At 50.8% G+C, this 13,836-nt stretch carries 11 protein-coding genes; 4 read left to right on the top strand and 7 right to left on the bottom strand.

What is annotated here, in order from left to right; translation table 11 throughout:
• Positions 1-7: 7 nt before the first annotated feature.
• The 3 genes from oppB to AC236I_RS10105 all read right to left on the bottom strand — a co-directional run bounded on the left by oppB (position 8) and on the right by AC236I_RS10105 (position 4,045).
• Positions 8-928: an oligopeptide ABC transporter permease OppB gene (gene oppB / locus AC236I_RS10115; protein ID WP_004863406.1), complete on the bottom strand. Its 921-nt coding sequence runs from the start codon at positions 926-928 to the stop codon at positions 8-10.
• Positions 929-1,012: 84 nt separating this feature from the next.
• The gene (gene oppA / locus AC236I_RS10110) at positions 1,013-2,644 is read right to left on the bottom strand and encodes an oligopeptide ABC transporter substrate-binding protein OppA (protein WP_004863408.1); all 1,632 of its coding nucleotides are present in this window, start codon (positions 2,642-2,644) and stop codon (positions 1,013-1,015) included.
• A gap of 753 nt (positions 2,645-3,397) precedes the next feature.
• Positions 3,398-4,045, bottom strand: coding sequence for a YchE family NAAT transporter (locus tag AC236I_RS10105; RefSeq protein ID WP_004863410.1), 648 nt, complete (start codon positions 4,043-4,045; stop codon positions 3,398-3,400).
• Between the two features lie 475 nt (positions 4,046-4,520).
• Between AC236I_RS10105 and adhE the strand changes: the two genes are divergently transcribed.
• Positions 4,521-7,199 (top strand): bifunctional acetaldehyde-CoA/alcohol dehydrogenase, encoded by a 2,679-nt coding sequence (gene adhE, locus AC236I_RS10100; RefSeq protein ID WP_004863415.1) that lies wholly within the window; start codon positions 4,521-4,523, stop codon positions 7,197-7,199.
• Positions 7,200-7,553: 354 nt separating this feature from the next.
• Here the strand turns inward: adhE and tdk are convergent, their stop codons facing one another.
• Positions 7,554-8,171 (bottom strand): thymidine kinase, encoded by a 618-nt coding sequence (gene tdk / locus AC236I_RS10095; protein ID WP_015584099.1) that lies wholly within the window; start codon positions 8,169-8,171, stop codon positions 7,554-7,556.
• Positions 8,172-8,730: 559 nt separating this feature from the next.
• Here tdk and hns point away from each other — a divergent pair.
• Positions 8,731-9,138 carry a histone-like nucleoid-structuring protein H-NS gene (gene hns, locus AC236I_RS10090; protein ID WP_004863421.1) on the top strand — a complete coding sequence of 136 codons (408 nt, stop codon included), beginning with the start codon at positions 8,731-8,733 and terminating at the stop codon, positions 9,136-9,138.
• 118 nt (positions 9,139-9,256) lie between these two features.
• Here the strand turns inward: hns and galU are convergent, their stop codons facing one another.
• From galU to rssA, 3 genes are all read right to left on the bottom strand, one after another.
• Positions 9,257-10,159 (bottom strand): UTP--glucose-1-phosphate uridylyltransferase GalU, encoded by a 903-nt coding sequence (gene galU / locus AC236I_RS10085; RefSeq protein WP_004863423.1) that lies wholly within the window; start codon positions 10,157-10,159, stop codon positions 9,257-9,259.
• A gap of 196 nt (positions 10,160-10,355) precedes the next feature.
• A complete protein-coding gene (gene rssB / locus AC236I_RS10080; protein WP_004863426.1) occupies positions 10,356-11,369 on the bottom strand; it encodes a two-component system response regulator RssB in 1,014 nt (337 codons plus the stop codon).
• 90 nt (positions 11,370-11,459) lie between these two features.
• Entirely contained in the window at positions 11,460-12,356 is an 897-nt protein-coding gene (gene rssA, locus AC236I_RS10075; RefSeq protein ID WP_004863428.1) for a patatin-like phospholipase RssA, read from the bottom strand.
• 111 nt (positions 12,357-12,467) lie between these two features.
• Here rssA and AC236I_RS10070 point away from each other — a divergent pair, with 111 nt between their 5' ends.
• Both AC236I_RS10070 and purU read left to right on the top strand, forming a co-directional pair.
• Entirely contained in the window at positions 12,468-12,926 is a 459-nt protein-coding gene (locus AC236I_RS10070) for a YchJ family protein (RefSeq protein WP_064357764.1), read from the top strand.
• Positions 12,927-12,969: 43 nt separating this feature from the next.
• Entirely contained in the window at positions 12,970-13,812 is an 843-nt protein-coding gene (gene purU / locus AC236I_RS10065) for a formyltetrahydrofolate deformylase (protein ID WP_004863432.1), read from the top strand.
• Positions 13,813-13,836: the final 24 nt, after the last annotated feature.

The raw sequence follows: 13,836 nt of genomic DNA, 5'->3' as shown, positions 1-13,836 counted from the left end.
TCCAGCCTCAATAGCGAATCTTCGGATCGATAACGGCGTACAGCACGTCAACAATCGCGTTAAACAGAATAGTCAGCGCACCGACCAGAATGGTCAGGCTCAGCACCAGCGAATAGTCGCGGTTAAGCGCGCCATTCACAAACAGCTGACCAATACCCGGAAGACCGTAGATCGTTTCGATAACCATTGAGCCGGTGATAATCCCCACGAATGCTGGCCCCATATAAGAAAGAACCGGCAGCAGCGCGGGTTTCAGCGCATGACGTAAAATGATGCGCCGCATCGGCAGCCCTTTGGCTCGCGCGGTGCGGATAAAGTTAGAATGCAGGACCTCAATCATTGAACCGCGGGTAATACGCGCGATACTGGCGATATAGGCTAACGATAAGGCCACCATCGGCAGAATCATAAATTTCAGCGCCCCGCCGTTCCAGCCGCCGCCGGGCAGCCAGTGCAGCGTGATGGCGAATATCATCACCAGCAGCGGCGCAACCACGAAACTGGGTATCACCACGCCGGTCATTGCCACCCCCATGACCGCATAATCCCATTTCGTATTCTGCTTCAGGGCCGCAATAACCCCTGCCGTCACGCCGAGAACTACCGCCAACAGGAAGGCGGCCAGCCCTAATTTAGCGGAGACCGGGAAGCTCGACGCCACCAGATCGTTTACCGAATAGTCTTTATATTTAAAAGAGGGACCGAAATCACCGTGCGCCAGCTGCTTCAGATAATTGAAGTACTGGGTCATGATGGGGTCGTTTAAATGGTATTTGGCTTCAATATTCGCCATCACTTCTGGCGGCAGCGTGCGTTCACCGGTAAATGGACTTCCCGGCGCAAGACGCATCATGAAGAAAGAGATCGTAATAAGAATAAATAGCGTCGGAATCGCTTCCAGACAGCGACGAAAAATAAATTTTAACATTGCCCGTACCTTCTGGCCTGTGCCTATCGAGTGCGATGAATTCAGACACGGTGGGGCAAGCGTCGCCTGCCCCACGTATTGCCATTAATGTTTGATAATATAAAGGTTTTTAACGTAGATATTATCTAACGGGTCTTTACCGGTATAGCCACCCACCCACGGTTTAACCAGACGGGCGTTGACGTAATAGAAGACCGGCACGATCACAGAATCTTTATCGAGCTGCTGTTCTGCTTGCGCATACAGATCGGCACGCTTCGCGTCATCATTCGTTTGTAATGTTTCGGCGATGATTTTATCGAAAGCCGGGCTCTTATAATGAGAGGTGTTATTTGAGCTGTCGCTCAGCATCGTATTCAGGAATGAGGTCGGTTCGTTGTAATCCGCACACCAGCCGGCACGCGCCACGTCGAAGGTCCCCTGATGACGATTATCGAGGAAGGTTTTCCATTCCTGATTTTCCAGCTTGACGTTAGCACCCAGGTTTTTCTTCCAGATGGACGCCACGGCAATAGCCAGTTTTTTATGCAGATCGGAAGTGTTATACAGTAAATTAAAGGTCAGCGGTTTATCGGCGGTATATCCGGCTTCCGCCAGCAGTTTTTTCGCTTCTTCGTTACGCTTGTCCTGAGACCAGGTAAACCACTCTGGTTTGACAACCTTCATGCCATCGGTATACGGCGGTGTATAGCTATAGGCCGGCAGGTCGCCCTGATTCTTCACTTTATTAACGATAATATCGCGATCCAGCGCCATTTTCAGCGCGGTACGAACGCGGGCGTCGGTAAACGGTGCTTTCTGGTTATTAATTTCGTAGTAATAGGTGCAGAGATACGGGTCAACATGGACTTCTTGCGGGATCTCTTTTTTCAGCTTCTGGAACAGTTCAATCGGCATGTTGTTATAGGTCATGTCGATTTCGCCGCTGCGGTAGCGGTTAACGTCAGTCACTTCGGAAGAAATCGGCAGGTAGGTCACCTGATTAATGACGGTCTTCGCGTTATCCCAGTATTGCGGATTGCGCTCAAGCACAATACGTTCGTTAACGACCCAGTCTTTCAGCTTATAAGCGCCGTTGGTCACGATATTGGCAGGCTGGGTCCATTTCTCGCCGTATTTTTCGATAGCGGCTTTTGGCACCGGAGAAACGGATGGGTGAACGAGGAGTTTATAGAAATAAGGAACCGGTTCGCTCAGCGTCACTTCGAAGGTTTTATCATCAATCGCTTTGACGCCCAGATCGGTGATCGGCTTTTTGCCCGCGATAATGTCATCAACGTTCAGCAGGTGGCCATATTGCAGGTAGCTTGCGTAAGGTGAAGCGGTTTTCGGATCCGCCAGACGCTGCCAGCTATAAACGAAATCTTGCGCGGTAACCGGCGTGCCATCGGACCATTTGGCATCTTTGCGCAGATGGAAGGTCCAGACTTTAAAATCTTTATTATCCCAGGATTCTGCGGCCCCAGGGATCGGATGGCCTTGAATATCGCCAATCACTAACCCTTCAAACAAATCGCGGTTAATGTTGGATTCCGGAACGCCTTCAATTTTATGCGGGTCCAGGGATTGCACTTCTGCGCCGTTATTACGTACCAGCGATTGTTTATCCGCCAGCTGCACCCCTGCAGGTACATCCGCTGCCATGGCAACATTCGCGGTAATTAGCGCAGACAAAATCCCCGCGGCTACCAGACTTTTTTTGGTGATGATGGTCATTGTGTTGTTACTCCATTCATTATAATTACTGGCTATTTAACCAGCCTGTTTTTTTCCCCTTACGGGATTCTGTACAGTGCAGGAGTTTATGCTGCTGTCAGACGTTACTGCTTGCTATCACCGACTTATTTATTACGGCCGCTCAAACGGCGACCTTGGCGTCGATTCTTTTATCCCCTGTGGCGGGGCGTTTTCAGCCGTAATGAGTTATTTAATAATAATTCTCATTTACGTGTATTATTCAGTTAGCGATCACGGCGGAAAGTACCAAAAGGCCATCTCATCCGCCAATGCAATTTGCAAATATGTTACCGGATTCTCTTTTATGGTTTTCTCTGCGCCGCTATCTTGCCCTGTCTTTCGGCGTGAAAATCATTAAAGAATTTAGTTTTCATACAGATACTGTCAACAGCCCGTTATGGGTGTCCCATAACCACGCGAAGATGCATTTTTGTACGAAAATTTAACAATCGGTTATTATTTAGCACATTCATCTGCCCCGGTTATGAAATTACTAATATCATTTCAATTATGCGACGGCAAGCACCAGAGAATGATGTGAAGAAAATAACAGTGGCGGAGGGGGGATAAAAAGAGAGGAGACGTTCGATAATTTGCACAACAATTTGATAAATAAGAATATTTAAAGGTATTACAGAAAGCTATCTTGTACCGCCTTTTCCGCTTTATGGATATGTTTTGCTAATAATGAAGCAAACGCGGAGCGCTGGGCTCCGCATCGCGCAGGCTCGTTTAACTCACCAGGCCGGGAAACAGCGCTTTTATTCCGGTGACGATAAACTCAATCCCCAGCGCCATCAGCAACAGCCCCATAATACGCGTGATGACGTTGATGCCGGTCTGCCCTAACAGGCGCACCAGCCATGGCGCCATGCGGAAAATCCCCCAGCAGCATAAGGCAAACAGGGCAATGGCAAGGGAGAACCCTAAAAGGTAGGTTACCGTGTGGTAGCGCGTTCCCCAGACGATAGTCGAGCTGATTGCGCCCGGCCCTGCCATCAGCGGCAGCGCCAACGGCACGACGCCAATACTTTCACGAATTGCGGTTTCCGATTTTTCCTGCTTGTTTTGTTTGTCCTCGCCGAGTTTGCCGCTGATCATCGACATCGCAATCGTCACGACCAGGATCCCGCCGGCAATACGGAATGAATCAATAGAGATGCCGAAAATTTGCAAAATCGAGTCACCGAGAAACAGCGACGTCAGCAGAATGATGGCGACCGAAAGATTCGCCGTCAGGTTGGTCTTATTGCGGATCACCGCCGTCTGATAACTGGTCATACTAATGAAGACCGGGATGATGCCTACCGGGTTAACCAGCGCAAATAACCCGATGAAAAACTTGAAGTAGGTTGAAAAATCAAACAACGGTAGAGTCACAGTGCGCTCCGCAGCATCATTAAAAATGGCTGTTGACAGTTAGCCACATAAAATATTCGCGCAGAAGATACGCTTTTTAGCAGCATAATTCATCTCAAATATACGTATAGCGGCGACAAAATGGCATGTTATATATTTGTTTCCCCCGGTTACTTATTCACTTAGTTTGCATACCAATTATTACACTTGATTTGACCGGTCAAAAAACAGACTGCTGAAAGGTGTCAGCTTCGCGCAAACTTGATCTAAATCACGTAAATTATACTCAGAAGTGAGTAACCTTGTTGACACCAAAAGAGTGCAGCATAGCGGTACCTGAGAATCAAAAAGATCAAGCTTCTTTAGTAAATCAATGAAGCCAGCGGCGCCAGAAACGGCACCTTAACATTTAGATGCAAGCTGTTAACAGCCTGTCTATACTGTCGAATCGAGCTACTGATTTACTAAAAAAGTTTAACATTATCAGGAGAGCATTATGGCTGTTACTAATGTCGCTGAACTTAACGCACTCGTAGAGCGCGTAAAAAAAGCCCAGCGTGAATATGCCAGTTTCACTCAAGAACAAGTTGATAAGATCTTCCGTGCCGCCGCTTTGGCCGCCGCAGATGCTCGAATCCCTCTCGCAAAAATGGCCGTAGCCGAATCTGGCATGGGCATTGTCGAAGACAAGGTTATCAAAAACCACTTCGCTTCCGAATATATCTATAACGCATATAAAGATGAAAAGACCTGCGGTGTTCTCTCTGAAGACGACACTTTCGGGACTATCACCATCGCCGAACCTATCGGTATTATCTGCGGTATCGTTCCGACGACTAACCCGACTTCCACAGCAATCTTCAAATCACTGATCAGCCTGAAGACGCGTAACGCGATCATCTTCTCTCCACATCCGCGTGCGAAAGATGCGACCAACAAAGCGGCAGATATCGTGCTGCAGGCCGCTATCGCTGCAGGCGCACCGAAAGATCTGATCGGTTGGATCGACCAGCCTTCCGTTGAGCTGTCTAACGCGCTGATGCATCACCCTGACATTAACCTGATCCTCGCGACCGGCGGTCCAGGCATGGTTAAAGCAGCCTATAGCTCCGGTAAACCGGCTATCGGCGTGGGTGCAGGTAACACTCCGGTTGTTATTGATGAAACTGCAGACGTTAAGCGCGCGGTCGCTTCCGTACTGATGTCTAAAACCTTTGATAACGGCGTTATCTGTGCGTCTGAGCAGTCAGTCGTTGTTGTTGACTCTGTCTATGACGCCGTTCGCGAGCGTTTCGCCAGCCACGGCGGCTACCTGCTGCAGGGCAAAGAGCTGAAAGCCGTTCAGGACATCATCCTGAAAAATGGCGCACTGAACGCGGCAATCGTAGGTCAGCCGGCATACAAAATTGCTGAACTGGCAGGCTTCACCGTTCCGGCTACCACCAAGATTCTGATTGGTGAAGTGACCGACGTTGATGAAAGCGAGCCGTTTGCTCACGAAAAACTGTCTCCGACGCTGGCGATGTACCGCGCGAAGAACTTCGAAGATGCTGTTGATAAAGCTGAAAAACTGGTTGCGATGGGCGGTATCGGTCATACCTCTTGCCTGTACACCGACCAGGACAACCAGCCGGCTCGCGTTGCCTACTTCGGCCAGATGATGAAAACCGCACGTATCCTGATTAACACCCCGGCTTCTCAGGGTGGTATCGGTGACCTGTACAACTTTAAACTCGCGCCTTCCCTGACTCTGGGTTGTGGTTCCTGGGGTGGTAACTCCATCTCTGAAAACGTTGGTCCGAAACACCTGATCAACAAGAAAACCGTTGCTAAGCGAGCTGAAAACATGTTGTGGCACAAACTTCCGAAATCTATCTACTTCCGTCGTGGCTCACTGCCAATCGCACTGGATGAAGTGATTACTGATGGTCACAAACGCGCGCTGATTGTGACTGACCGCTTCCTGTTCAACAACGGTTATGCAGACCAGATCACCTCCGTGCTGAAGGCATCCGGCGTTGAGACTGAAGTCTTCTTCGAAGTTGAAGCTGACCCGACCCTGAGCGTAGTACGTAAAGGTGCGGATCTGGCTAACTCCTTCAAGCCGGACGTTATCATCGCCCTGGGCGGTGGTTCCCCGATGGATGCCGCGAAAATCATGTGGGTAATGTACGAACATCCGGAAACCCACTTCGAAGACCTGGCGCTGCGCTTTATGGACATCCGTAAACGTATCTACAAGTTCCCGAAAATGGGCGTGAAAGCGAAGATGATCGCCGTCACCACCACTTCCGGTACCGGTTCTGAAGTTACGCCATTCGCCGTTGTTACCGACGATGCAACGGGTCAGAAATATCCGCTGGCTGACTACGCGCTGACTCCGGATGTCGCGATTGTTGATGCTAACCTCGTGATGGATATGCCGAAGTCCCTGTGTGCTTTCGGTGGTCTTGACGCCGTGACTCACGCCCTGGAAGCCTATGTTTCCGTACTGGCATCTGAGTTCTCCGACGGCCAGGCTCTGCAGGCGCTGAAACTGCTGAAAGAGTACCTGCCAGCGTCCTACCACGAAGGTTCTAAGAACCCGGTAGCACGTGAACGTGTGCACAGTGCAGCAACTATCGCCGGTATCGCGTTTGCTAACGCCTTCCTCGGCGTATGTCACTCCATGGCGCACAAACTGGGTTCTCAGTTCCACATTCCGCACGGCCTGGCTAACGCCCTGCTGATTTGTAACGTGATTCGTTACAACGCGAATGACAACCCGACCAAGCAGACTGCATTCAGCCAGTACGACCGTCCGCAGGCACGCCGTCGCTACGCTGAAATCGCGGACCACCTGGGTCTGAGCGCACCGGGCGACCGTACCGCAGCGAAAATTGAAAAACTGCTGGCATGGCTGGAAAGCCTGAAGGCTGAACTGGGTATTCCTAAGTCTATCCGTGAAGCCGGCGTACAGGAAGCTGACTTCCTGGCCCACGTTGACAAGCTGTCTGAAGATGCATTCGATGACCAGTGCACCGGCGCTAACCCGCGCTATCCGCTGATTGCCGAGCTGAAACAGATTCTGCTGGATACCTTCTACGGTAACGAGTTCAGCGAAGGTGAAACTGCCGCGAAGAAAGAGACCGCAGCAGCGCCAAAAGCCGATAAAAAAGCGAAGAAATCTGCTTAATCGACTCTGATAACGCTGGTAAAAGCCCCATCTCCGGATGGGGCTTTTTTTTATCTCATTCCGGTAGAGCATGACCGGATAAGCGATCGCAAACGCTTTTTCCTGACGCGCATTGCGGCCTGGATATCTACGCTAACGCTGTTGGCGGTTTGTTTTCGGCGGCACGGCAGCCTGGTCAGGCTCATTACGCCCTCATGCCGTTGATACCCGGTCAGGAGAAGCCCGTCGCGGAGAATCGTCAGCAGCAGGCGTGCCAGGCATAACCCGTTCCGGGGAAAGGTCAGGACATCGGTTCACAGTAAAGAGACGCAGCAGGCGCCATACAGGCGCCTGGGTGGGGAATGATGTGGACGATTAGCAGGGGCGATGTTTACTCTGCACCCGGGTCAGCGAGCCTTCACTTAACGCCTCTTTATAATGTTTACGGCAGACGGAAACATAGCGCTCATTCCCGCCAATCACGACCTGCTCGCCTTCATTATATGGCCGACCTTCCTGATCGAGACGCAGCACCATGCTCGCTTTACGTCCGCAGAAGCAGATCGTTTTTAATTCAACCAGCTTATCGGACCACGCTAATAAATATTGACTGCCAATAAACAACTCGCCACGGAAATCCGTACGCAGGCCGTAACACAACACCGGAATATCCAGCCGATCGACGACTTCAGACAATTCATGTACCTGCTCGCGGGTCAGAAACTGACTCTCATCCACCAGGACACAATGAACAGGCTGTTGCGCATGCTCGGCCGCAATATCGCTAAAGAGCGAGGTCTGAGGGTTAAACAGGCGGGCTGGCGAGGAGAGACCAATTCTTGAACTGACCTTACCTGAACCAAAGCGGTCATCAATCTCGGCGGTATAAACCAGGGCACGCATGCCTCGCTCTTGGTAATTGTATGACGACTGTAACAAAGCGGTCGACTTACCTGCATTCATTGCAGAATAGTAGAAATAAAGTTGAGCCATCGGCTGCATCACCCCAATCAATGTGTTTTATCGCGGCAAAATTGTAGCATATTTTCCCGTGCTATCCCCCCTTTCAGCATGGGTATAGCGGCATACGCTATGTCCGTCCCCCCTGCTGATAGATTACGCTTTTTTAATTGAATGCAGGTGCCGGCAATTTGTACAGCCCCCCTGGCTGGCGCCCGGCGATTGTCCTTTTGTGCGAATCGTAGCATGAGCCAACCCGCTATAACGTTTTTTGCTCACCAGATTATATTAAAGATTGCCGTTACTAATACGCTAATACTCAAGAGGGATATTTATCCCTGCAAAGTATAATTTTACTCCCGGCCAGCAGAGAAAAGCATACTATCTCAGGGTTTTAGCGCAGGATTCGGGTCAGGCTATAAGCAAAAAAGATGTGAAGTCGCACGTAGAATTTAACTTAAATTAATTAATTGCTGCGACAAATAACAAGTAATTTTGAATTCCTTACATTCTCCCCTATTGCACATCCGATTATATCGCTCTATTATTAGTCCAACAAACCACCCCACAATATAAGTTTGAGATTACTACAATGAGCGAAGCACTTAAAATTTTGAACAACATCCGTACTCTTCGTGCGCAGGCAAGAGAATGCACCCTTGAAACGCTAGAAGAAATGCTGGAAAAATTAGAAGTTGTCGTTAACGAACGTCGCGAAGAAGAAAGCGCTGCAGCTGCAGAAATTGAAGAGCGTACTCGTAAACTGCAACAATACCGTGAAATGCTGATTGCAGATGGTATTGACCCGAACGAACTGCTGAGCACCATGGCGGCAGTCAAAGCGGGTACTAAAGCTAAACGCGCTGCGCGTCCGGCTAAATACAGCTACGTTGATGAAAACGGCGAAACCAAAACCTGGACAGGTCAAGGTCGCACCCCGGCAGTGATCAAAAAAGCCATGGACGAGCAGGGTAAAACCCTGGACGATTTCCTGCTGTAATCGAGCATCTGTATTTGAAAAATCCCGCTTCGGCGGGATTTTTTTTATCTGCCGCCCGGCGATATAAAAAAACCGGGAAACGAAATTCGCTCCCGGTTTATCATTAAGCAGAAAACGATTACTTAGCTACTGCTTTTTCCAGCCAGGCTTTAAAATCTGCGCCGAGGGATTTATGGCGCACGCCATATTCCACAAACGCCTGCATATAGCCCAGTTTATTACCGCAGTCGTGGCTCTTACCTTTCATATGATAGGCTTCAACGGTCTCTTTCTCGATCAGCATGTCGATCGCATCGGTCAGCTGGATTTCATCCCCGGCTCCCGGAGGTGTTTTTGCCAGCAGCGGCCAAATGTCTGCGCTCAGCACATAGCGACCGACGACAGCAAGGTTAGACGGCGCCACATCGGCTTTCGGCTTCTCAACCACACCCACCATCGGGACGCTTTCGCCCGGCTGCAGGGATTCGCCTTTGCAGTCGACAACGCCATAGGCGGTAACATCAGCAACCGGCTCAACCATAATCTGGCTGGATCCTGTTTCATCAAAACGGGCGATCATTTCGGCCAGGTTATCACGGGAAAGATCCGACTCAAATTCATCCAGAATAACGTCTGGCAGAATAACCGCGACCGGCTCGTCACCCACCACCGGATGCGCGCACAGTACCGCATGACCCAGACCTTTAGCCAGCCCCTGACGGACCTGCATAATGGTGACATGCGGCGGACAAATAGACTGAACCTCTTCCAGAAGCTGACGTTTAACACGTTTTTCCAGCATCGCTTCCAGTTCAAAACTGGTATCGAAATGGTTTTCGATAGAGTTTTTAGACGAATGGGTCACCAGAACAATTTCAGTAATTCCGGCTGCGATGCATTCGTTAACAACGTACTGAATTAAAGGCTTATCTACCAGTGGCAGCATTTCTTTCGGAATAGCCTTGGTGGCGGGTAGCATCCTGGTACCTAATCCCGCAACCGGGATAACAGCTTTTCTTACTTTAGAATTAAGGGCAGCCATTGAAATCTCCTGGACTGTTCGTTTTTTAAACTTTTCGTTAATAATAACGTGTCGAGTATATCAGTCCACTCAGGCAAACCTGGTCTGAAAAGGTTTGTGTTCCCTCGAATTAGGACTTTACTTATAAAACGCAATGATAGTACCACCGCAAAAGATTACCCGGTAATCCTACCAGCTTAAAAAAACCGGTAATTGTTCATTCCGCAGACAACATCAGTCGCAAACGCCCTCCGGCCCCCCAAATTTGGCACTGCCATGATGCGCAGCGCTGGCTAATTTGGTTGAGATAAGCGTTACCCAATGTCCCTAACGGAACGCCATTGCTAATCTGAATTTGATGTTCTCCGGTATTGAGTGTGCCATTCAGACCTGCGGATACCAATATCAAATTTTTCAGACCGCTATGGTAATAACCCACCAGCAATGGAAACTGCCCAGGTAAATTGGCCTGACGGAGTAATTGGTTAACCTGTTTTAACAGGCTCCCCATTTCCGGCAGGCGCTGCCCCTGATGGGCCAGCTGCTCCTGAAGCAATCCATTAAACAAAGCCCGCAGCAACAGCGCCGCAAGCACCCCATTATCTCCTGCTCGTGTGACATCCAGACAATAGAATGCCAGATCATTTTCCGATAATGGCGCAATATCGAGCACCAGACCGGGTTTATCCGCCGACACCAGCTGACGATAATGGATACGGCACTTCGAAATTTCTTGCTGTACGGGAGGCTGAAGCTCCTGCAGTAGCCTTGACGCTGCGGTAGGGTCGCTAACCAGCGCATCCCAGTCCTCAAACAACCGCTCTTCTTCCTCAACCCGCGAGTTGAACATATTGGGATACAGACAGGCATACACCGTTTCCCGCAGGCGGTTGAAATCTTTTACCGGCTTTAGCAACACATCCTGGACGCCAAGGCGCAACGCTTTGGCAATGTCGGCCATATTTTCCGTTGCCGAAATCATCAGAATCGGCAGCTTTTCGCCCCGGTTGCGCAGCTGCTCCACCAGCTCAAGACCATTCATTCGCGGCATAGAGATGTCGCAAATCATCAGGTCGGGTTTGGACTCGGCCATTTTCTGGAGTGCTTCCACGCCATCCCCCGCCTGAACCGTTGTCGCGCCCAGTGAGGTTAGCCAGGAGTGCAAGAGCGAGCGGAAAACGGCTTCGTCTTCAACTATCAGAATCAGTTTTCCCGCCAATGGCTGCGTCATGATCTCTCCTCTGGCTGACGATAGTTAAATAGTGGCATGCAATTCACACTATCGCCTGTCAGAATTTACTTAAGTCCTGGTTAAATGGCGTCACACCGCGGTGCGCACCAAGGGTAGTAGCTCATCCATCTTCTTTTCAACCGCCTGATGTCCGGCAGCAATCGCCTCCCCGGCACGATGAAAATCAAGCGTGGATATTTGTGGGCAAAAAGGCTGTAGCAGAATATCGGGAGGATCGCCCGCCATACGATTGCGTTTCAGGCGATTTTCCAGCACCTGAATAGAGGTCGACATAATCTCCATCGCCGTTGGCGTCGCCGCGCGGCGGGAGGTCATTCCGCTCAGACGCGCGCGAATCCTCGCATGCCAGGAAAAATCTTTGTCTTCTTCAGGCTGAGGTTTTTCAATTGACCACAAATCCTGCTGCATCAGGTGCGCATCGTGCTGTAAGTCGACGGCAATCACGATATCCGCCCCCAGCGCGCGCGCCAGGGAAACCGGAACGGGGTTGACCACCGCGCCATCGACCAGCCAGTAGCCATTATGCATAACCGGTGACATCAGGCCCGGCATGCTGCAGGAGGCGCGCACGGCCTGGTGCAGATCGCCCTCGGTAAACCACAGTTCGCGCCCGGTGCTTAAATTAGTCGCCACCGCAGCAAAGCGACGGTCGCAGCGCTCAATATCGGAGACGGGCAATACCTGTCGAAAGCGGTTGAATACGCGCTCACCGCGCAGCAGTCCACCGCGACGCCAGGAAAGATCCATCAATCGCAGCACGTCCCAGTTGCTAAAAGAGGAGACCCATTTCTCAAGGACCGGAAGCCGGTTGCAGGCAAAGGCGGCCCCCACCAGCGCACCGATTGAACATCCTGCGACGATATCAATTTCAATGCCCGCGCGCTGTAGCGCTTTAATCGTCCCGATATGCGACCATCCGCGGGCAGCTCCCGCCCCTAACGCCAGACCAATTTTAAGCTTTCTCATTATGACCGGTATACTTCCTTCCACTCCGAGCATGGCATCATTGCCACAGCTCAGTTAACATAAAACACTTTGGCGCCGATGCGCCGTGATTCTTTTTCCATGGAGGCCGATTTGTCGCCATTATGCCCTTGTGGCAGCGCTCTGGAGTATAGCTCATGTTGTCAGCGATATCTGAGCGGCTCGCTGCCCGCACCGGATCCCTCACAGCTGATGCGATCCCGCTACAGCGCGTTTGTCATGAAGGATGCCGATTACCTGATCGCCACCTGGCACCCTTCCTGCCAGCCGCAGCACTTCCGGGACGATCTGGAACAGGGGTTCGCTAAAACGCAATGGCAAGGCTTAACCGTATTTGCTACCGATGAAGGCCGTCACCCCGACGAGGGTTTCGTCAGTTTCATCGCGCGATATCACGACGATAACCGCCCCGGCGCGATTATTGAACGTTCCAGATTCTTAAAAGAAAATGGACGGTGGTATTATATCGACGGCACACGACCGCTGATTGGTCGTAACGACCCCTGCCCTTGCGGTTCAGGTAAAAAATTTAAAAAATGCTGCGGCCAGTAAAGCTGACGCCGGCAATAGCAAACACTACAGGATTTTCCTCGCGATGCATTCATTACAACGTAAAGTACTACGCACCATTTGCCCTGACCAGAAAGGACTCATCGCGCGTATCACGAATATTTGTTACAAGCACGAGCTGAATATCGTGCAGAACAACGAGTTTGTCGATCACCGTACCGGTCGCTTCTTTATGCGTACCGAACTGGAAGGTATTTTTAATGATGCCATTCTGCTCGCCGACCTTGATAGCGCGCTGCCGGAAGGCTCTATACGCGAACTGACGCCCGCCGGCCGCCGTCGCGTGGTGATCCTGGTCACCAAAGAAGCGCACTGTCTGGGCGATCTGCTGATGAAAGCCAACTATGGCGGCCTGGATGTTGAGATTGCGGCCGTCATCGGCAATCATGAAACCCTGCGCTCGCTGGTCGAACGTTTTGATATCCCGTTCCAGCTGGTCAGTCACGAAGGGCTGACGCGCGAAGAACACGACAAGCTGATGGGCGATGCCATTGAATCTTACGCGCCGGATTATGTGGTGCTGGCGAAGTATATGCGCGTTCTGACGCCGGAATTCGTTTCCCGCTTCCCGAACCAGATTATCAACATTCATCACTCCTTCCTGCCAGCCTTTATTGGCGCCCGTCCTTATCATCAGGCCTATGAGCGCGGCGTGAAGATCATCGGCGCTACCGCCCACTACGTTAATGACAACCTGGATGAAGGCCCGATCATTATGCAGGATGTTATTCATGTCGATCACACCTATACGGCGGAAGATATGATGCGAGCGGGCCGCGATGTGGAAAAGAATGTGCTGAGCCGCGCGCTGTATCAGGTTCTGGCCCAGCGCGTGTTTGTTTACGGCAACCGAACGATTATTCTTTAATCGATAATGAAATGAACTGGTTAG

Source organism: Klebsiella sp. Sb-30 (assembly GCF_057652795.1).
The sequence above is the reverse complement of the archived record's forward strand: the minus strand, read 5'-3'. Positions and strand labels throughout refer to the sequence as shown.